Raw genomic sequence first — 19,940 nt, 5'->3', positions numbered from 1 at the left:
TAACCACGCCAGTATAGGCGTCTGGCATGGCGTCGCCTAATCCAACCTCGCGGCTCCTCCGCTTGTTCCATCGACCCCGAAATCGCCTGCCGACGGCCCCTTCCGGTCCTTCCGGCTCCCTTCCGGGACCGGGCGCGCGCCTTCCTTCTCCCCGCGTGACCGAGCACCCTCCCGCGGTTCTCTGATCGAAAAACCCCGCGCGCTCTCAGCCGGAGAGCCCCGCATAGACCGCGAGCACCGCCCCAAGCGCCTCTGCCTCGCCCGGCAGTTCGCGGCCCCGCAGGGCGGCGGCCCCGGCCAGCGCCGCGGCGAGCTCGTCGTCGGCGAGCACCCTCGCGACCGCGTCGCGCATCGCGGCGACATCCCCGTACGGCACCAGCAGCCCGGCCTCTCCCACCATCGCGGGGATGCCCCCCACGGCGGTGGCGACGACCGCCGTTCCCGCCCGCAGGGCCTCCTGCACGGTGAGGGGTTGCCCCTCCCAGCGGCTCGGCACCACCAGCGCCCTCGCCACCCCGAGCAGATCCCCCACGTCGGCGCGATCGCCGAGCAACCGCACCGGCAGGCTCTCCCGATCGATCCGCCCCTGCAGCTCCCCCCTCAGCGGCCCCTCCCCCGCCACCAGGAACACGACTCCGGGCGCGCGCTCCCGCGCGATCCGGCCGTGCCCGGGCTCGGTGGAGATCGCTTCCCGCGCGGGTTCCGCCTCCTGAGCCCCGCGCAGGGTCTTCGCGACGTCGAGCAGGGTCTCCAGGCCCTTCTGCTGGGCGAGCCTCGCGACCGTGAGGAAGATCATCCGGTCTCCCACCCCGAGCTCTCGCCGCATGTCGCCGGGCTCGCGTCCCGAAGGGGGCAACGGGGGCGCGGGGACGACCGCGGCCTCGACACGCGTGGCACCCAGGCTGCTCATCCGCTCCCCCAGGTCGGGGGAGACGACCAGGATCCGGTCGGCGCGACGGGCCACGATCCGTTCCAGGAGGCCGTGGACCGCGCCGACGGCGCCGCCCGCGGTGGCGGCGTTGTGCAGGGTCACCACCAGCCCTGTCCCGGTCCCCGCCAGCGCGATCGACGCCAGAGCCCCGGCCCGCAACCCGTGGGCGTGCACGACGTGCGCCCCGCGCAACGCGCGAAGCGCCAGGACCGCCCGCAGGTCGCCGGCCGGGCGAGGCCGGTCGGAGATCGGCACGGGCACGAAGCGCGCACCGAGCGCGGCGAAGCCGAAGGCCCGCTCCGTACTCGGCGGGCCCGCCACGACCACCCGGTGGCCGTCACGCACCAGCCCTCCGGCCAGCATCGCCACGTGCCGGCCGACCCCTCCCGCGCTCGTTCCCAGTACGAGTGCCACCCGCCTGCCCTCATCAGCCATCGGAAAGGCCACCCTCCTTCGCGACCCCTCGGCGGAGCCTCACCGCCAGCGCCTGGACGTCCTGCCTGTCGATCATCACGGCCACGGCCGCGAAAGCGACCACACCGGCCACACCGGCGGCCAGGCCCGCCGCCACGAACTCCCAGGTGGACACCGCACCCAAGGCATTGACCAGGGCGAGCCCCGCTCCCCAGGCGGCACCACCACCGGCCACGGTCGCGAGGAGAGTGCGTGGCGTCCCCGCCAGCGCGGCCGCTCCCCTGGTGCGAAGCACCGCGACGGCCAGGAGCAGCCCGCCGACGGTCATACCGACCGTGCTGCCCAGACCGAGCAGCCCGACCACGTCGGCCGGATTCCCCGCCGTGCGGGCGAGCACGATCTGGGCCACCAGCGCGACGGCCCACCCGGTCACCGAGGCCACGGCCGCCGACCGGCCCCGCCCGCAGGCGTACAGGACGCGGGCGAGGTGCAACATGAGCGCGTACCCGGCCAGGCCGGGCGCGAACAGCGCGACACCCCTCGCCATCTCGGCGGGGTCGCCGCCAGGGGTCCCATCGAGGAACACCCTCGACACCGGTACCGCGACCGCCGCCATCACCCCGGCCGCGAGCCCCGTGACCAGGAGCACGGCCCGGGTGGTGGAGGCGGTCAGAGCGTCGAAACCCGGCGTGTCCCCCTCGACCGCTCGGGTGGACAGCACGGGGAACGAGCTGGTGGCGATCGGCATCACGAGCACCGCGTACGGCAGCTGGTACAGCGCCCAGGCGTAGGTGTAGGCGGCGATCGCGCCCTCGCCGCCCAGTTCGTTGGCGAGGCGGATCACGACGATCAGCGCGATCTGCTGCGCGATCAGCACGGCGAGACCCGCGGTGGCGAGACTCCGCGCCCTGGCCGCGACGCCCGGCGGGAACGACAGCGAGGGCCGCAGTCTCAGCCGCAGCCGGGCCACCGGACCGATCACGGTGAGCACCATCGCAGCGGCGGCGACGGTCGCGCCGAGGGAGAGCGACAGCTGCCCGGCACCGCTGAGCTGCGACAGGTCCCTCGCGGCCTCCTCGTTGACCGCCTCGAACAACAGGTTGGAGGCGACGATGAGCAGGCTGGAGACCAGCGGCGCCAGGGCCGGGCCCATGAACCGCTGGTGGGCCTGGAGCACCCCGTACAGCACCACGGCCAGGCCGAAGAAGATCATCCGGGGGGCGAAGACGACGAGCAGGCCGGTGCCGGCCTCGACGACGTCCGCCAGGTCGCACGGGGCCGGATTCGCCACGAGCAGCGCGACGATCGGCCCGGCGAACGCGACGATGAGCAGCGTGAGCGGCACCAGGACGAGCATCGACCAGGTGAGCAGCGCCGAGGTGGTCCTGCTCACCTCCGCCCTGGCCTCGGGGTCGTCATCGGACCTGGAGGCCGCCGAGGCCAGCACCGGCACCACCATCCCGGCCAGTACGCCACCCGCGACCAGCTCGAAGACGATGTTGGGCACGTAGTTGGCCGTGTTGTAGGCGGTGCCCAGGCAGCTGTTGCCGACGCTCTGCGACTGGACGAGATAGCGGCCGAAACCGACGAGCCTGGCCAGGACGGTCACGACTCCGATGAGGAGCGCCGCTCCCGCGACCCCTCGTGCGATCCTCGTGCTCATCGGGTGGCGGGTGCCTGCTCCACAGGGCGACGGCCGAGCATGTCGAGGCGGTGCAGGACGGGGTTGCCCGCGATCACCTTGGTGAAGCTGATCTTCTCGGAGGCCGCGGTCAGCGCGACCACGGTGCCGAGCACGGCCAGGCGCCCCGGACGCCCCAGGGTGATGGTCGCGGCCACGCCGAGCAGCGCGCCCAGCGCGTTGGCCCCCGCGTCACCGAGCATCGCCCGCTCGCCGAGGTCCTCGGGCAGCAGTGCGGCGGCGGCCCCCATGGGGAGCGCGACCACGGTGGCCGAGGCCGGGTCGTTTCCGAGCAGCCCCGCGGCGAGCAGGGGCGCTCCGGCGAGGAGGCCCACCTTGACGGCGCGACCTGGCCGCAGGTCGAAGAGGTTGGCCAGGTTCGCGCTCCCCGCGATCAGCACACCGTTGACGGCGACGTCGAAGGGGTGACGGGAGGTGAGGGCGGCCGCGGCCAGGCCGGTCGCGCCGATACCGAGGAGCTTCACGGCCCCGCTGGTGACCTCGCCCTTGGCCAGGGCGCTCAGATGCCCCTTGAACCCCTTGGACGAGGTCGCGCCGTACAGGTCGTCGTAGGCGCCGAGCCCGCCACCACCGGCCACCGCCAGCAGCGCCGCCACGCGGACCCTGCCGGGAAGCCCGGGCATCGCCGCCGCGGCGGCACCGGCACCGGCGACGAACGCCAGGCCCTCAAGCAGGGTGATCGGCTCACCCCTGTGGTTCGTGCGGGCCCAGGTCTCCGTGTCGCCGACCGGAGGCCTGCGGGTGAAGGCGGCGTACGCGGCGCGCGCGGCGACCGCGCCGAGGAACGCACCGGCGAGGGCACCCGCGAGGGCGCGGGGAAAAGCGCGACGAGCCATCGGATCATCCTCCGGAGGTGGCCGTGGGGACCGTGGGGGTCGGCGTCGCGCTGGGCTCGATGCCGGAGACGCCGGGGCCGATGCCGTACTGGCCGGCCAGCCCGGTGAGTTGCTCTCGGAGAGCGTAGACCACCACGACGCGTCCTGCGGGCATATCGGCGGTGTCGACGCTGGAGACCTTCTCCGTGAAGGCCGCGTCCTCGCGGAGCGCGGCGATCACCCCGCCGGGCGCGACGGAGGTCTGCGTGCCGGCGATCACGGTGCCCTGGCCCGCGTCGTCGAGGCCGAGCGCCAGCGTCACGAGCGTGCCCGCCTGCGCGCTCGCGGTCTCCCCCGCGTACGCCTCCGCCGGGGCGATCATCAGGGCCGTCTCGGCGCGCCTGGCGGGCTCGCCGGTGACGGTGAGCAGGCCGGCACGCTGGAACGCGTCGAGGATGCCGGCTCCGGACGGGTGCTCCTTGCCGATCTGGCTGGAGTCACTGGTCAGGATCGCGCCGGCGAGCACCTCCGCCGCCTTGTCGTGCGCCGTGTCCTCGACGGAGAAGACGGTCTCGGCGGCCTTGGCCCCGACGGCCAGCTTGTCGACGAAGCCCGCCTGGGCTGGGTCGGTGTACCGCTCGGTGAGGGTGATCCGGCCGGTCACGCTCCCCCCGGCCTCCTCGATCACCTGCTGCGCCGCCTCGCGCACGCTCGCGGTGCTGCCCGGGGCCTCGACGATCACGACGCTCCTGCCGACGAGCGCGTCCTGGACCATCCGGGCGGTGCCGCCGGTCACGAAGGCGTCGTTGGCGGCCTCGCGCTTCTGCAGGGCGTCCACCTGGTCGCGAAGCTCGTTGTTGCCCTCGCGAAGCTGGTTGGCCAGCGACTCGCTCGCCTTGATGACGGGATCTTCGAGCAGGGTGGTGCCGAGCACGATCCCGACCGACAACGCGAGGAAGATCGCGACGATGGAGACGAGGTGATAGCGGAAATCGATCACGAGAAGAGTCCGACCAGCCAGAAGATGAAGCCACTCCAGACGTCGCGGACGCTGTCCAGCCAGATCTTGCCCACCGGGGAGACGACGATCGCCACTCCCATGGTGATCAGCGTGGTGGCGACGAGCAGGAGCAGGGACGGTGTGGAGATCCGGCTGCGATAGAGCCGGCTGACGCCTTTCGCGTCGACGAGCTTGCTGCCCACCCGCAGGCGGGTGAGGAAGGTGCTGGCCATGCCGGAGCGGCCCTTGTCGAGAAACTCCACCAGGGTCGCGTGGGTGCCGACGGCGACGATGAGATCGGCGCCCTTGTCGTCGGCGAGCAGCATCGCGATGTCCTCGCTGGTGCCGATCGCCGGGAAGAGCACCGCGGTGCGGCCCAGCTGCTGGACCCGCTCCAGCCCAGGCGCCCTGCCGTCGCGGTAGGCGTGCACGACCAGCTCGGCGCCGGTGGTGAGCGCCTTGGTGGAGACGGAGTCGAAGTCGCCGACGATGATGTCGGGCAGGTAGCCGGCCTCCAGCAGCGCGTCGGCGCCGCCGTCCACCCCGATCATGATCGGGCGGTATTCGCGGATGTAGGGGCGGAGGGCGGCGATGTCCTCCTTGTAGTGGTAACCGCGCACCACGATGAGGACGTGCCTGCCCTCCATCACGGTCCGGACGTCGGGAACGCCGATCCCGTCGATGAGGAGGTCGCGCTCGCGGCGGACGTACTCCATGGTGTTGGCCGCGAACGCCTCGATCTGCACCGTCAGCCCGGCACGGGCCTCGCTCATCGCGGCCTCGATGGACTCGGCCGTCTGCACGTCGCCCTTGCCGACCACCTCGTCGTCGAGGTGAAGGACGCCCTCGTGCAGCCTGACCAGGTCGCCGTCCTTGATCCGCTCGAACAGCTCGGGGGTGGCGTTGTCGACGAACGGCACCCCGGCCTCGACGATGATCTGCGGGCCGAGGTTGGGGTAGCGGCCGCTGATGCCGGAGGCGATGTTGACGACACCCGCCGCGCCGCACGCGACAAGAGCCTCCGCGCTCACCCGGTCAACGTCAACGTGATCGATAATCGCGATTTCCCCGGCCCTGAGGCGCTTGGTCAGCCTCTTGGTCCGCCGATCGATTCTCGCCACTGCCGTCACCCCGGGAAGGTCCGTGACCTTCCTGCGGCGGAGGTACCTTGTGAGCCTGTCTTGAAGCTCTTCAGTCGGCACCTTCATCACGCCCATCCTGCCAGAGTGAACGACCGGGAGAGCCAAACAGGCGGCAGCGTGTTAGATACGTCACCCGATACTCCTGAGACCTGCTCCCCTGGAACGCGAGGATTACTCCTTCAAGCCCTCACGTACCGCCTCGCTTCTCGAATCCGGCGTGTTCGGCCTGTTTCGGGTCACGCCTTGTCGGCGGCGGCGATCGAGAGGAGCTCCTGGGCGTGCGCGCGGCCCAGCTCGGAGTCCTCAAGCCCGGCGAGCATGCGGGAGAGCTCCCTCGCCCGGCCGTCCTTGTCGAGGGCGATCACGCCGCTGCGCACCACGCTCCCGTCGTCGGCCTTCTCCACGACGAGATGCTGGTCGGCGAAAGCCGCGACCTGCGGCAGGTGAGTGACGACGATCACCTGGGAGGTGCGGGCCAGCCGTGCCAGCCTGCGGCCGATCTCCACCGCGGCCTTGCCGCCCACGCCCGCGTCGACCTCGTCGAAGACGAACGTCGGAACCGGGTCGGCGCCGGCGAAGACCACCTCGATGGCGAGCATCACCCGGCTCAGCTCACCGCCGGAGGCGCCCTTGTTCAGCGGCAGGAGCGGCGAGGCCGGGTGCGGCGCCATGCGCAGCTCGACCTCGTCGACGCCGTGCGGGCCGAACTCGGAGGCGGCGGTGATCGTGACCGCGACCCTGGCGTGCGGCATGGCCAGCGCGGTGAGCTCCTCGGTCACGGCCTGCCCGAACCGCTCCGCGGTCGCCGTCCTGACCCGGGTCAGCTCGGCGGCCAGCTCGGTGAGGCGCGCGGTGAGCTCCTCGTGCTCGCGGGTGAGCTCACCGATGCGGTCGTCGTCACCGTCGAGTTCCGCCACCCGCGCGGCGGCCCGCGCGGCCCAGGCGAGCACCTCCGCGGTGTCCTGGCCGTATCTGCGGATGACGTGGATGAGCGCGGCCCGGCGCTCCTGCACCACCGCGAGCCTGCCCGGGTCGGCGTCGACCGACTCGGCGTACGCGGCCAGCTCGGTGGCGACGTCGGAGATCAGATAGCCCGCCTCCGCGAGCCGGTCGGCGATCCCGGCGAGCGAGGGGTCGAAGTCGCGCACCGCCTCGATGGCCCCGCGGGCCTCACCGACCAGCGCGATGGCGTCCGGCATGGCCTGCTCACCCGACATCGGATCGCCGAGCAGCGCCCGGTGCGCCGTCTCCGCGGCGCTCCTGAGGGAGTCGGCGTGGGAGAGCCGCTCCTCCTCCTCGCGCAGCTCGATCTCCTCGCCGGGCTTGGGATCGGCCTTCTCGACCTCGCCGAGCCCGAACCTGAGCTGGTCGGCCTCCTGTGCGCGTTCCCTCGCCTTGGTGGTCAGCTCGGCCAGCTTCTCCGCGGTCTCCCTGTGCCGCTTGTACGCCTGCTCGTAGGCACGCAGCGGCTTGACCAGCTCCTCACCGGCGTAGCGGTCGAGGGCGGCCCGCTGACGGCCCGGCTGCAGCAGCCGCTGCTGGTCCATCTGGCCGTGCACGGCGACGAGGTCCTCGGCCAGGTAGGTGAGCGTGCCGACGGGAACCGTCCGCCCGCCCAGCCAGGCACGGCTGCGCCCCTCGACGGAGACCGTGCGCGAGATGATCAGCTCGCCGTCCTCGACCACGCCTCCCACGTCCTGCACCTGCTGGGCGACCCGCCCGGCGGGGTCGACGATCAGCGTGCCCTCGATGGTCGTCTTGCCGGAGCCCGGACGGACGCGGGCGGGATCGGCACGGCCGCCGAACAGCAGCCCCAGGCCGGTCACCACCATGGTCTTACCCGCGCCCGTCTCGCCCGTGACCACGGTGAATCCCGGCGCCAGCTCCAGGACGGCCTCATCGATCACGCCGAGCCCCTGGATACGGACCTCCTCGACTCCAGGTCGCACTGGTCCCTCCCGTCACATCGAATTCACCGAACATCAGTGCGGTGCGCGGGCACGATCCTACGCGCTTGAGGCGTCGCCCGCCCGGACGAACTAGGGCCTCACGCGACCCCGCCACCCCTGTACGGGGAGATCGAACTTCGCGACCAGCCTGTCGGTGAACGGCGCCCCGGTGTCCTCCAGACCGTGCAACCGCGCCAGCCGTACCGGTAGCTCCGCCCGCCGCAGTTCCACCCTCGCACCGGCCGGCAGGTCGAACCTGCGGCGGCCGTCGCACCACAGCACCGCGCCCGCCGTCTCCGGCTGGACCTCCAGTGCCAGCTTGGAGCGGGGAGAGACCACCAGGGGCCTGGCGAACAGGGCGTGGGCGCTGATCGGCACGAGCAGCAGCGCCTCCACCTCCGGCCACACGACCGGGCCTCCGGCGGAGAAGGCGTACGCGGTCGAACCGGTCGGCGTGGCACAGATCACCCCGTCGCACCCCCAGCGCGACAGCGGGCGCCCGTCGATCTCGGCGACCACCTCGAGCATCCGCTCGCTCTTCTCGACGGTGACCTCGTTCAGCGCCCAGCTGTCGGCGAGCAGCTTGCCGTTGAGGCGGGCGGTGACCTCGATGGTCATCCGCTCCTCGACGTCGTAACGGCCGTCCACCACGCTGTCGACCGCCTCCGCCAGGTCCTCCACCTCGGCCTCCGCCAGGAAGCCCACATGGCCGAGGTTCACCCCCAGCAGCGGCACTCCCGCCGGGCGGGCGAGCTCGGCCGCCCGCAGGAGGCTGCCGTCGCCACCGAGCACGATCATCATCTCGACGGCGTCGACCGCCGCCGGACCCGCGGGTACCACGTCGGTCCCCGCGCAGGCGATCTCCTCGGCCTCGACGCTGAGGACCCGCACGGTCAACCCGGCGTCCACCAGCCGCTGGATCACCATCCGGGCGGTGTCGACGGCCGCCGCCCGCCCGGTGTGCGCGGTGACCAGCACGGTGCGCTTGGCAGTCATCGACTCTCCTTGAACGTGGAGATCCTCGCCCCCGGGTGGGGGAGGAAGTTGAGGTCTGAGTGGCAGAGGATTCGGAGGTTGAGGTCTGGACGGCCGGCAGGCTTCCGGGTGGCGGAGGTCTGGAGGGCCGAGGCCGGGCGCTGAAGGGCCGGGAGCCGGAGAGCTGGGCAGCGGCTACCGGGGGCCTTCCGCCACCGCTCGCTCGATCTCCGCGTCAAGGTCGGGGACCGGCGGAGCACCCTCTCCCCTGCCCAGCCAGATGACGTACTCGACGTTGCCGGACGGGCCCGGCAGAGGACTCGCGGTCACCCCTCGCACGGTCAGGCCGAGCGTCCGCGCGGCCTCGGCCACGTCCCTTACGGCCCCGGCGCGAAGTTCCGGATCGCGGACGACCCCTCCGGCGCCGACCCGCTCCCTGCCGACCTCGAACTGGGGTTTGACCAGCATCGCGAAGTCGGCCCGTTCCGCGGCGCACAGGACGAGGGCCGGCAGCACCAGGCGCAGGGAGATGAAGGAGAGGTCACCGACGATCAGCGTGGGCGCCTCGCCGAGCATGTCGGGTTTCAGGTCCCTGACGTTGACCCGCTCCATCACCGTGACCCTGTCGTCGGTCCGCAGCGACCACGCGAGCTGGCCGTACCCGACGTCGACGGCCAGGACGTGCGCCGCTCCCGCACGTAGCAGTACGTCGGTGAAGCCCCCGGTCGAGGCTCCCGCGTCCAGGCAGCGGCGTCCCTCCACGGTGAGGCCGAGAGGACCGAAGGCCTCCAGCGCGCCGAGGAGCTTGTGCGCGCCCCGCGAGACATAGTCGGGTCCCTCGGCCGCCTCCGCGACCACGATCGCCGAGGCCGTGTCGACCTGGGTCGCGGGCTTCGCCGCCACCTGGCCGCCGACGCTGACCCGGCCGGCCTCGATGAGCTGGGCCGCCTGCTCGCGGGACCGCGCCAGCTTCCGGCGGACGAGCTCGCTGTCGAGACGTGTCCGCCGGCTCACGGGCGCCGATCCCGGGTGCCGTCCACCGAGGGGCGCCCCTGCCCGGGAAGGGCGTGCGCCAGGGCCGGTCCCGGCCTCGGCACGCCGCCTGGCCTTGGCACGCCGCCCGGTGAGGTCGGTTCCCGCTCCGGGGCACCGTGCGCCGGGGCGGTGGCCCGCTCCGGAGAGCTGTCCGGCGAAGCGGACTCCCGCCCCGAGGTACCGTTCACCGCGGCGAGCGCCTGCTCCAGTCCGCTGAATACCTCCTCGAAGACGTCCGCGTGCGCGGAGACGGGCAGAGCGCCGAGACGGGTGAGCCCGCCCAGCGCGGCGTCCGCCCGCTCGTCGCCCGTCTCCTCCAGCAGGTCCGTCATGTGCCCCCTCCGGAACCGCTCCTGGCCGCTTCGGCCGTCATGGTCGTCTTCGCGGCCCTTGCCGCCGTACGAATGCGGCTTCCGCCGTACGAGCACCACGCTCACCGGCGCCGCGCCCGTGGATTCCCCGACCGTATCGGAAGCCGCGCCCCTCGTCGCCTCGGCGGGCTTTCCCGCCTTTCCGGCTTTCCCTCGCCCATGCACGGGCTCCCCTCCTCGACGGGTTCTCCCCACGCCGCGAATCCCGCCCCCTCCTTCCCTTGAACGCAGGGGGATCCGCGAGGGCCGACCCGCACAGACGCGGGGTATTCGCGGCGGCCGATCCGCACAGATACGGGGGGATCCGCAGCGGCCGATCCACACAGGTCGGCCCAGCGCGGGCAAGGAAGGGAGAGATCTTCCAAAGATGGGTAAACCGCGAACTATCGCGGGAACCTCGATCGTTGTCATGCCATTAAGGTCGGCGGCCGTCGGCGCATAACCCCGCGATGTCGTGAACGCCATTGCGGAAGCCTCTTTCTCCGGTGCCCCCGCGCCGGATTGCATGCCGTACCCATGTGGAACGCTACCGTCCGTACCTGAAAGGGATTCGGATCGGTCAGGGAGAAGAGAAGGGAGCGCCACGCGATGGCGACCGTCGACGAGTGCCGGGTGGCACTGCGCAAACTCGGCGAGCAGTTCGACGAGGTTGACCGGGAGAGCCGCGACAAGCACGTGGTCGAGCGCAGTATCAGCTGCCACATCAAGGATCTCGGCGTCACCTTCTACGGCCACATCCACCACGGCGGCCTCGGTCCCTTCGAGGATCTTTCCCCGGACGACCGCAGGCAGGCCGAGGTGAAACTGACCATCGGCAGCGATGATCTCATCTCGCTGGTCAACGGGGACCTCGACATGGGACGGGCCGTCTTCGGCGGCCGGATCAAGGTCGACGCCAGCTTCGGTGACCTTATCCGCCTGCGCAAGCTCCTTTGAGGATCCCGCCCGAGGGCGGGATCACACGGGCGGAGAGGGTCACGCAGGGCGACGGCCCGCCCGGCCCCCGGCCTCCCGGCCTGGGCTCGGCATCAAGGGGAGCACGTGAGGTCGCGCCGAGAAGGGGATGACGAGGGCTGGGCGGCCGTTGGAGGAGGCCGGGGTCGAGCGGCCGTCTCAGCCGGAGCGCGAGGCCCGTGGCGAGAGCGCTGAGTCGAGTGCCGCCTTCACCGCGTCCTCGTCCGCCCGGCCCTCGCCCACGGCCTCCCAGGTCGCCGCGGAAGCCGCGCGGAGCCCGTCAAGCGGCCCACCCCCGCCTTCGAGGGTGAGCACGCCCTCCTCCCAGCGGGCCGTCCACCCCTCGCAGGTCCACCCGTCCGCGATCCTCCGCACCTCGGGGTAGGGCCGGTGCAGGTCGGACAGATCAGCGGCGATGTAGGTGGGCCGGTGCCGGGGAGCGGCGGTCAGCACGTCGAGCGGGCCCGCCACTCCCGTCAGGACCAGCAGGCTGTCCACCCCCGCGTTGGTCGCTCCCTCGATGTCGGTGTCGAGCCGGTCACCGACCACCAGAGGCCGCTGCGATCCGGTGCGGAGCATCGACTCGCGGTGCAGGGGCGGCTCGGGCTTGCCCGCGACGATCGGCTCCACCCCGGTCGCCGTGGCGATGACCCTGACCATCGAGCCGTTACCGGGAAGCTCACCCCTGCCCGTCGGCATGGTCGAGTCGGCGTTCGCGGCGACGAAGAGGGCTCCCCCTCTCACCGCGAGCGTGCCCTCGGCCAGCAGGCCGTAGGAGAGATCGGGAGCGATGCCCTGGACGACCGCGACCGGCCCCTCCAGGGCGGTGCTGACCGGGCGCAGTCCGTGGACGCGCAGTGCGGAGCGCAGCCCCATCCCACCGACCACCAGCACCGCGGCGCCCGGTTCGACCCGCTCGGCCACGACCCGCGCGGCGGCCTGGGCGGAGGTCACGACGTCCTCGGGTTCCGCCGGGGCGCCCAGCGCGCGCAGGTGCTGGGCGATGGCCGCGGGGGTGCGTGAGGCGTTGTTGGTGACGTAGGCGAGACGTACACCACCCTCCGCCGCCCGGCGCAGGGACTCCGGGGCCGCCGGTACGGCGTTGCGCCCGAGGTACACCACCCCGTCAAGGTCAAGGAGAAGGGTGTCATACGGGTCGATCAGCGTATTCGTGTCCACCGGCCCATTTCATCACCCACGTTCCACCGCCCGCACCGCTCCCATGCGGCGGAACCGCCTGGATCACGTCCTGCGAACCCGCACGGATCAACCGGGCGAGCATCCTCGGTGCGTATCGGCAGGGCACCCACCGGTCGCGCCGACAGCAGGAACCGATCACACCGGCAAGGTCGGCACCGATCACATCCTGCGGGCGTTCGGGATCACAACGGCGAACTCGTACGGATCACATCCTGCGGGCACGCAACGTGGCGCGAACACTTTTCAGCGCGGAAACATAGTGCCGCAGGTCGGGCCGCATCGCGACGGCGATCGCCAGTGGCTCCTGAGCCCCCTCCATGTCCCCGGTGCGCCACAGGGCGAGCCCAAGACCGAAATACGCGTAGTCCTCAGCCGGATTGGCATCGATGATCCAGCGAAAGCTGTCGACGGCGTCGGCGTACTGCCGGGAGTTGAACTGTGCTCGGGCGAGGGCCTCCCGGATGCTCCGCGACTCCGGCTCCGCGTCGGCCGCCCGCTCCAGCAGCGCGGCCGCCGCCGCCGGACTGCCCTCGGCCAGCAGTTTCGTCCCTCGTTGAAACCATTCGTAGACGTCCCCGGCCGGAGCGCCCGTCTCGGGGCTGGGGGAATCAGACGGACCGCCGCGTCCTTGGACCATTATGTGAGGCCTCCTTCATCGACAGACGACAGATCTGGCCGATTTCCTGACGGACCAGGCACCATCGCAGACTCGAAGCGGCCCCCGGCCGTTTCAGGCCTTTATGGCAGCATGCCCTCTATGGCGAATCCTGAACTGCCGATACCCGGCGGGCTGGTGCTGCGCCCGTTTCACGGCGTGCGGTTCACGGTCGACGATCTGGCCGGAGTCACCTCCCCGCCGTACGACCTCATCGACGAGGCCGAGGTGCGGAAACTGCTCGACCTTCACCCCAACAATGTGGTGCGTTTGATCCTTCCCGGCACCGACCATCACAAATACGCCGAGGCGCGGGAGACTCTTCACCGGTGGCTCTCCTGCGGGGTGCTGACCGCCGACGAGACACCCGCGGTCTACATCTACGAGCAGTCGGGTCCTGGCATCCTGCAGCGCGGGATCATCGGTGACGTGGGCCTGGCCGGTCCGGAGCTGGGCATCATCCTTCCTCACGAGAACGTGATGCCCGGACCGGTCGCCGATCGGCTCGCGCTGATGCGCACCACGCAGGCCAACCTGGAACCCATCTTCCTGCTCTACGACGGTGCGGGCGGCGCCACCACACACCTCGTCGACCGCATCGCCGCGTCCCGGCCCCCTCTGACGGAGATGGAGACCGAGGACGGGGTCAGGCACCGGCTGTGGGCCGTCACCGACACCGGCGAGCTCGCCTCCATCGACGCCGACCTCCGCCCCCGCCAGGCCCTGATCGCCGATGGGCACCACCGCTACGCCACCTATCTCGCGCTCCAGCGGGAACACCGCGCCTCCGTCACTGCCTCCGTCACTGCCTCCGTCACGAGTGACGCCGCGACAACCACGTCCATGAAACCCACGACAGCCGTGGAATCGGTGACGCCCATGACGGACGGCACCCCCGTGGAGTCGGCGGAAGCCACGAATCCCGGGAAACCCACTAAAGCCACGGCCTCGGTGAGCCCGGTGGAACCCACGGAAGCGGTGAGCCCGACGAGCCCTCCGGAGCCCGGTCCGTGGGACTTCGGTCTCGCGCTCCTGGTGGACTCCAGCGCCTACCCACCGGATCTGAAGGCCATCCACCGGGTCATTCCCGGACTGCCGCTTGAGGAGGCGCTGGCCAAGGCGAGGGGCTCGTGGCAGGTGCACGACCACGCGGACCTCGCCGAAGGTCTGGCCGCACTGGAGGAGACCAGCGGACCGGCCTACCTGCTGTCCGCCGGCGGGTCCGCACACCTTCTCACCGACCCCGACCCCGACCAGGTCGAACACGCCATGCCGTCCGAGCATTCGGCCAGGTGGCGGGCGCTGAACACCTCCATCCTCGCGGAGTTTCTTCTGCCGAAGGTGTGGGGGATGCGGGACGACGAACAGTCGGTGCGCGTCGTCCACCACGACCCGGAGGCCGCCGTACGGCTCGCGCGGGCATCCGGTGGAACCGCGGTGATTCTGCGCCCGCTCGCGGTCGACGAGGTGCTCGCCGTCGCGGCTCAGGGGGAACGAGTGCCTCGCAAGTCCACCTCCTTCGGTCCGAAGCCCAGAACCGGTCTGGTTCTGCGCACGCTCACCCCGGGACGGACACCTTCCGAAGAAAACCCGCCCTCCGCGAAGTCAGGATCCTGAAACTCAGGAGGGCCGGACCCCTGAGAAGAGCCGGATGCCGCGGAAACTCCGAAACCCTGCGTTTCCCGGGCCTTGGAGGTCGGTCCGAGATCTCGGAAAGCCAGTCCGACATCTCGAAATCCTGCATGCTCTGGGGAAGTAGGGCGTCAGTTACCCGATCTCGCCGGGGTGAGCCGCGGCTCCTCCCCCCGGTCCCGTGGCCTCCTCCTCGCATGCAGGAGTGAGCGCACCGGCCGAGGCGGGACGGGCACGGGAACCTCCTCGTCACAGGCCAGGATCGTGATGACCTTACGCTCAAGACGTCTCACCGAACGCACTTCGACCTCGTAGCCGGACGACTTGGCCCCTTCGCTTCCCCACCATCTCCGACGCAGCGAACCCGTCACCTCGACGATGTCATCGGGAAGCCAACCGGCCACGGCCTCGATGACGTCGGTCTCGAACGACGCGCACGGAATGGTGTCGACCCGGGCGCCGCGCCCGCGGTGTCGCCGCCGGACGATGAGCCGCCAGGTGCCGAGCGTGCCTCCGCTCTGCAACGCCCTGATGTGGGCCACCTCAGGTAGGCGGCCCACGAGAATGACCTCGTTACGATCCATGCGATCCTCCCTCGATCCTGCCTGTCGAGGACGACTCTCTACGATGTGAGCTGCACCGGAATGGCCGAATACTGTTCTGTGGATACCGGTTCCAGTTATGAGGTGGCCTGTGGACAACATCACCGCCCTCGGCGGGGACGTCTATGAGATCGATACGAGGATGGCCGGGTACTCCAGCATCACGGCCGGATACCTGATCCTTGGAGACCGTCCCTGCCTGGTTGAGACCGGCACCTCCACCTCCGCCCCCGTGGTGCGTGATGCCCTCACCTCGCTGGGCGTCGGACCCGGAGATCTCGCCACGGTCGTCGTCACGCACATCCATTTGGATCACGCGGGCGGGGTCGGCGACATCGCCGGTTTCTACCCGAATGCGGAGATTGTGGTTCACCAGAAGGGTGCCCGGCATCTCGCCGATCCATCCAGGCTGATGGCGAGCGCGCGAATGGTCTGGGGCGACAAGCTCGACACCCTGTTCGGCGAACTCTCCCCGACAGAAGCCTCGCGGATCCGCGCGCTCGACGACACCGACACGATCGACCTCGGCAACGGGCGTACCCTGAACAGCCACTACTCGCCGGGGCACGCCAAACACCATGTCGGACTCATCGACTCCGGCACCGGAGACCTCTACGTCGGCGACGCGGCCGGGGTCTACCTTCCCGAGACGGGCGACCTGCGTCCCGCCACGCCTCCGCCGGACTTCGACCTGCGGACCGCGCTGGACTCGATCGCCCTGTTCAAAGCACTGGGCCCGCAAAGGCTGCTCTTCAGTCACTACGGACCGGTCACGGATGTGGAGGAGATCCTGGGACGCTCCGCCGAGGAGCTTCGTGTCTGGGTCGACCTGACCCGTCAGGCCCACACGGAGGGCATGGACCTGGATCACGCCGTTGCCATGGTCAGGGAGCGCACCCGCGACCGTTACGCGGCATTGAGGACGGACGAGGCGACCGCCGAACAATTCGAGCTGCTGAGCGGCGCCCCGTCCAACGTGGCCGGAATCCTGCACTGGCTGGATCGAATCCAGCCGTGAAAACGTGCCCTGCAAAGCTCGGGACCGTTGTGACTCCTCCGCTCCCCGAAAGGAGCGGCTTCTCGCCTCCCTCCGTCGAGGTAGGCGACGGCCAAGCCCTGACCGTTTCAAACACAGGGGCGGTGACAGGGAAGCGATTCACCGGGTAAACCTGGCAGTCTCCTCGCTGAGAACGATGGAGACACCTCCCGCATTCCGGGTGGACAGCTCGTCCACCCGGAATGCGGCGAAGGTTCCCTGGACTTACTTCTTCTCGGCCTTGCCCCGGCCCTGCTCGTCGTCCTCGCGCTGATCCTCGTCCTCATCGGAGTCGGTGTCGGAGGCGTCACTCAGAATGTCGCCGAAGTCGGGCTCGATGAAGGCAGGGCCGACAGCGTGCTCCACCTTGCCCGGCTTCTCCTCCGTCTTCCGCTCGGCGTCGGCCGCCTCGCCCTCGGAAGAGACCTTCTCGGGGGAGCTCATCTCGGCAGAGTGCTCTTCGTCGACGGCACCGTTGTCCTGAGCGTCATCGGCAGTGGGACGGTTCGCGTCGAAGTCGTCGTCAAAGAGATCGTCTTCGGCCTCGATCTCCTCGTCCAGAGCCGCGACGTCGTCGATATCGGCGTCATCGTCGACGTTGACGTCATCATCGCCCTCGGCACCGGCGTCATCGTCGGCGCGGGTGTCATCGTCGACGAAGACTTCCCCGTCCTCGATGTCGTCCTCTTCGATGTCCTCGATGTCCTCGATGACAGCGCCCGTCAGCTCCGCGTAACGCTCGGCCGCATCGGTCTCGCCGTCCTCGTCGAAGGTCATCGCCCGGCCGAACCACTCCGTGGCCGGCCCCGCGTGACCGGCCGCGGACAACGCGTCGGCGTAGGCGAAGGCGAGACGGGCCGACCAGGGCTGGGGACGGGTGTCACGCAGCTCGGGAAGGCGCTGGAGGGTGATGACCGCGGCGTCGTTCTGACCGAGGTCTCTCCGGGCGCCGGACTCCACGATGGCGAGCTCGATCTTGCCGACGCGGTCGAGTCGCTCGGCCTCCTTGGAACGGACCAGGTCAAGCGCACGCTCGGGGCGGCCAAGACCGCGCTCGCAATCCGCCATGATCGGCAGGAACGAGTCGGAACCTGTCATCCGGCGAGCCGCGCGCAGATCGCTGAGCGCCTCGGAGAAGTGGCCGGCACGGTAGGCCGCGATACCGACGGCCTCACGGATCACTCCGATCCTGGCCGCGAAGCGGCGTGCGACCTTCGTGTGCTCGTAGGCCCGCTCCGCGTCGTCCTCGCCAAGGGCCCTCTCGGCCGCCACGAGATGGCGGGAGATCAGATCCGCGAGGTCGAGCGGAAGAGAACGCAGCTCTTCGCGGATCTCCTTGTCGAGCTCCTCCGCGGTGATGTCCGGCGCGAGCTCGGGCAACTCCTCACGCTGGCCGCCGGGAGCCTCGTCGCGCCCCCCGGACCGGTCGTCCCGGCCATAGCGGGTGCGAGAACCCTCACCGTCGCGGTCGCGGTTCCCGAAGGGACGACCGCCGCCCGAACGATCGTCACGGTTGAACGACCTGCGCTCACCACCGCGGTCGTCGCGGTTGAACGGAGGACGGTCACCACCGCGGTCATCGCGGTTGAACGCGGGACGATCCCCGCGATATCCACCACCAGGACGATCATCCCGGTTGAAGGACCTGCGCTCACCATCCGGCCGCGAACCGTAGCGGCTACGAGTCTGGTCGCGATCACCGTACGAACGACGCTCGCCACCACGATCATCACGGCTGGACGACGGCCGATCATCACGGTTGAACGGAGGACGATCCCCCCCGCGGCTGTCACGGTTGAACGACCTGCGGTCACCACCGCGATCATCACGGTTGAACGACGGCCGATCCCCGCGATACCCGCCACCCGGACGGTCATCACGGTTGAACGGCCTGCGCTCACCACCGCGGTCGTCACGGTTGAACGGAGGACGGCCACCACCGGGGCGATCGTCGCGGTTGAACGGCCTGCGCTCACCACCATCGGGACGCGAACCGTACTGACCGCGCGACTGGTCACGGTCACCGTACGAACGACGCTCGCCACCACGATCATCGCGATTGAAGGGCCTGCGCTCGCCACCACGGTCGTCACGGTTGAACGGAGGACGGTCACCACCGCGGTCGTCACGGTTGAACGACGGCCGATCCCCGCGATACCCGCCACCCGGACGATCACCGTACGAACGACGCTCGCCACCACGATCGTCGCGGTTGAACGGAGGACGGTCACCACCGCGGTTGTCGCGGTTGAACGCGGGACGATCCCCGCGATACCCACCACCGGGACGATCGTCGCGGTTGAACGGCCTGCGCTCACCACCATCGGGACGCGAACCGTACTGACCACGCGACTGGTCACGGTCACCGTACGAACGACGCTCGCCACCACGATCATCGCGATTGAAGGGCCTGCGCTCGCCACCACGGTCGTCGCGGTTGAACGGAGGACGGTCACCACCGCGGTTGTCGCGGTTGAACGCGGGACGATCCCCGCGATATCCACCACCCGGACGATCATCCCGGTTGAACGGCCTGCGCTCACCACCGCGATCATCACGGTTGAACGAAGGACGACCGGAACCGCGGTCGTCACGGTTGTAGGACGGCCGGTCGCCACGATCACGGGCTCCGTAGGAGCCACCGCGAGACTCGCGGTCACCATAAGAACGCTGGCCCTCGCCACGCGGTCCTGAGGACCTCTGCCCGCCCCCTGCGCGGTCGTCACGGTTGAACGGAGGACGACCGGAACCGCGGTCGTCACGGTTGTAGGACGGCCGGTCGCCACGATCACGAGAGCCGTAAGAACCACTCGGGCGCCCTTCTCGGCGCTCACCATACCGGGGACCGTCACCCGGACGTCCCCTGTCACCACCTGCGCGATCGCTGCGGCGGCCTCCCTGGCCGCCGGATCCGCGGTTTTCGCTCTCTTCGCGACGGCCCGCGCCCTCAGGCCCGTTGTCACTGTTCACTTCTGGTCCATTCGTTGGGTCACTCTGCGAGCGCGTCCCATCTCCTCGTTCGGATGAGACGTTCGCTATCCGGGCGGTCTCCGGCCGCGGGGTGCGCCCCGTTCGCTATCGCTGCCCCGCCCCTATCGTGGTCTGGCGCGACGAAGGCCACCCGCTGGTGGGGTGGCCCGGCCCTTCCAGCCTAGCAAGCCCTTGAAAGTCCATACGCCCTTCCCTTGCACCCATGAATGATCATGGACATCACGGCGGCCCCTTCGCGGATGGCTTTTGAGAGAATCACGGAGCCATCCGAGCTGCCGGCCGGTACCTTGCCGCAGGAGTTGAAGATCGCTTGGCTAACACTGCTCATAACGCAAAAGGGCCCCTCAACGGAAACCCCCACGCCGAAAACTTCGAGCCCCGGCCTTCCAATACCCCGAGCGTCCTTTAGAGGGGCCTGGGGCATCGCTTGAAAAAGGCCCTGGAAAGCACGAAAGGGCCCCCACCAAACGGCGGGAGCCCTCTCATGAAAGATTGTCCGGCGGTGACCTACTCTCCCACACCGTCCCCGGTGCAGT

17 protein-coding genes are annotated in these 19,940 nt (G+C 70.3%); 3 read left to right on the top strand and 14 right to left on the bottom strand.

Features of this window, described 5'->3' with window-relative positions:
• Window positions 1-205: 205 nt before the first annotated feature.
• From ACFY3D_RS24895 to ACFY3D_RS24855, 9 genes are all read right to left on the bottom strand, one after another.
• Complete coding sequence (locus ACFY3D_RS24895; RefSeq protein ID WP_389983189.1) at window positions 206-1,366, bottom strand: glycosyltransferase family 4 protein; 1,161 nt, start codon at window positions 1,364-1,366, stop codon at window positions 206-208.
• Window positions 1,359-3,008 (bottom strand): murein biosynthesis integral membrane protein MurJ, encoded by a 1,650-nt coding sequence (gene murJ, locus ACFY3D_RS24890; protein ID WP_389983186.1) that lies wholly within the window; start codon window positions 3,006-3,008, stop codon window positions 1,359-1,361. The genes ACFY3D_RS24895 and murJ overlap by 8 nt, the downstream gene beginning before the upstream one ends.
• The gene (locus ACFY3D_RS24885; protein WP_389983183.1) at window positions 3,005-3,883 is read right to left on the bottom strand and encodes a hypothetical protein; all 879 of its coding nucleotides are present in this window, start codon (window positions 3,881-3,883) and stop codon (window positions 3,005-3,007) included. Before ACFY3D_RS24885 ends, murJ begins: the two co-directional genes overlap by 4 nt.
• Before the next feature lie 4 nt (window positions 3,884-3,887).
• The gene (locus ACFY3D_RS24880) at window positions 3,888-4,862 is read right to left on the bottom strand and encodes a copper transporter (protein WP_389983180.1); all 975 of its coding nucleotides are present in this window, start codon (window positions 4,860-4,862) and stop codon (window positions 3,888-3,890) included.
• Window positions 4,859-6,070 carry a putative cytokinetic ring protein SteA gene (steA, locus tag ACFY3D_RS24875; RefSeq protein WP_350947800.1) on the bottom strand — a complete coding sequence of 404 codons (1,212 nt, stop codon included), beginning with the start codon at window positions 6,068-6,070 and terminating at the stop codon, window positions 4,859-4,861. Before steA ends, ACFY3D_RS24880 begins: the two co-directional genes overlap by 4 nt.
• A gap of 170 nt (window positions 6,071-6,240) precedes the next feature.
• Window positions 6,241-7,953: a DNA repair protein RecN gene (gene recN, locus ACFY3D_RS24870; protein WP_389983177.1), complete on the bottom strand. Its 1,713-nt coding sequence runs from the start codon at window positions 7,951-7,953 to the stop codon at window positions 6,241-6,243.
• Between the two features lie 90 nt (window positions 7,954-8,043).
• Window positions 8,044-8,949 carry an NAD kinase gene (locus tag ACFY3D_RS24865; RefSeq protein WP_389983174.1) on the bottom strand — a complete coding sequence of 302 codons (906 nt, stop codon included), beginning with the start codon at window positions 8,947-8,949 and terminating at the stop codon, window positions 8,044-8,046.
• Window positions 8,950-9,123: 174 nt separating this feature from the next.
• Complete coding sequence (locus ACFY3D_RS24860) at window positions 9,124-9,942, bottom strand: TlyA family RNA methyltransferase (RefSeq protein ID WP_362897384.1); 819 nt, start codon at window positions 9,940-9,942, stop codon at window positions 9,124-9,126.
• On the bottom strand, window positions 9,939-10,295 hold the full coding sequence (locus ACFY3D_RS24855; protein WP_389983171.1) for a hypothetical protein: 357 nt from the start codon (window positions 10,293-10,295) through the stop codon (window positions 9,939-9,941). Before ACFY3D_RS24855 ends, ACFY3D_RS24860 begins: the two co-directional genes overlap by 4 nt.
• A 627-nt stretch (window positions 10,296-10,922) precedes the next feature.
• On the opposite strand from ACFY3D_RS24855, the gene ACFY3D_RS24850 reads away from it, so the two are divergent.
• On the top strand, window positions 10,923-11,270 hold the full coding sequence (locus ACFY3D_RS24850; protein WP_389983168.1) for an SCP2 sterol-binding domain-containing protein: 348 nt from the start codon (window positions 10,923-10,925) through the stop codon (window positions 11,268-11,270).
• A 177-nt stretch (window positions 11,271-11,447) separates the two neighbouring features.
• Here the strand turns inward: ACFY3D_RS24850 and ACFY3D_RS24845 are convergent, their stop codons facing one another.
• Both ACFY3D_RS24845 and ACFY3D_RS24840 read right to left on the bottom strand, forming a co-directional pair.
• Window positions 11,448-12,467: an HAD-IIA family hydrolase gene (locus ACFY3D_RS24845; protein WP_389983165.1), complete on the bottom strand. Its 1,020-nt coding sequence runs from the start codon at window positions 12,465-12,467 to the stop codon at window positions 11,448-11,450.
• 226 nt (window positions 12,468-12,693) lie between these two features.
• Window positions 12,694-13,125, bottom strand: coding sequence for a tetratricopeptide repeat protein (locus ACFY3D_RS24840; protein WP_350947807.1), 432 nt, complete (start codon window positions 13,123-13,125; stop codon window positions 12,694-12,696).
• 111 nt (window positions 13,126-13,236) lie between these two features.
• On the opposite strand from ACFY3D_RS24840, the gene ACFY3D_RS24835 reads away from it, so the two are divergent.
• Window positions 13,237-14,760, top strand: a complete 1,524-nt coding sequence (locus ACFY3D_RS24835) for a DUF1015 family protein (RefSeq protein WP_389983162.1) — start codon at window positions 13,237-13,239, stop codon at window positions 14,758-14,760.
• A gap of 146 nt (window positions 14,761-14,906) precedes the next feature.
• Here ACFY3D_RS24835 and ACFY3D_RS24830 read toward each other — a convergent pair whose 3' ends face one another.
• The gene (locus tag ACFY3D_RS24830; protein ID WP_389983159.1) at window positions 14,907-15,359 is read right to left on the bottom strand and encodes a single-stranded DNA-binding protein; all 453 of its coding nucleotides are present in this window, start codon (window positions 15,357-15,359) and stop codon (window positions 14,907-14,909) included.
• Between the two features lie 97 nt (window positions 15,360-15,456).
• On the opposite strand from ACFY3D_RS24830, the gene ACFY3D_RS24825 reads away from it, so the two are divergent.
• On the top strand, window positions 15,457-16,395 hold the full coding sequence (locus tag ACFY3D_RS24825) for an MBL fold metallo-hydrolase (RefSeq protein WP_389983156.1): 939 nt from the start codon (window positions 15,457-15,459) through the stop codon (window positions 16,393-16,395).
• A gap of 243 nt (window positions 16,396-16,638) precedes the next feature.
• On the opposite strand, the gene ACFY3D_RS24820 is transcribed toward ACFY3D_RS24825, so the two are convergent.
• Complete coding sequence (locus ACFY3D_RS24820; RefSeq protein ID WP_389983153.1) at window positions 16,639-17,793, bottom strand: hypothetical protein; 1,155 nt, start codon at window positions 17,791-17,793, stop codon at window positions 16,639-16,641.
• Complete coding sequence (locus ACFY3D_RS24815; protein ID WP_389983145.1) at window positions 17,700-19,376, bottom strand: hypothetical protein; 1,677 nt, start codon at window positions 19,374-19,376, stop codon at window positions 17,700-17,702. Before ACFY3D_RS24815 ends, ACFY3D_RS24820 begins: the two co-directional genes overlap by 94 nt.
• Between the last annotated feature and the right edge of the window lie 564 nt (window positions 19,377-19,940).

Source organism: Streptosporangium sp. NPDC000509 (assembly GCF_042898365.1).
Lineage (GTDB): Bacteria > Actinomycetota > Actinomycetes > Streptosporangiales > Streptosporangiaceae > Streptosporangium.
Note: the sequence above shows the minus strand (reverse complement) of the source record. Positions and strands in the feature narration are given on the sequence as shown.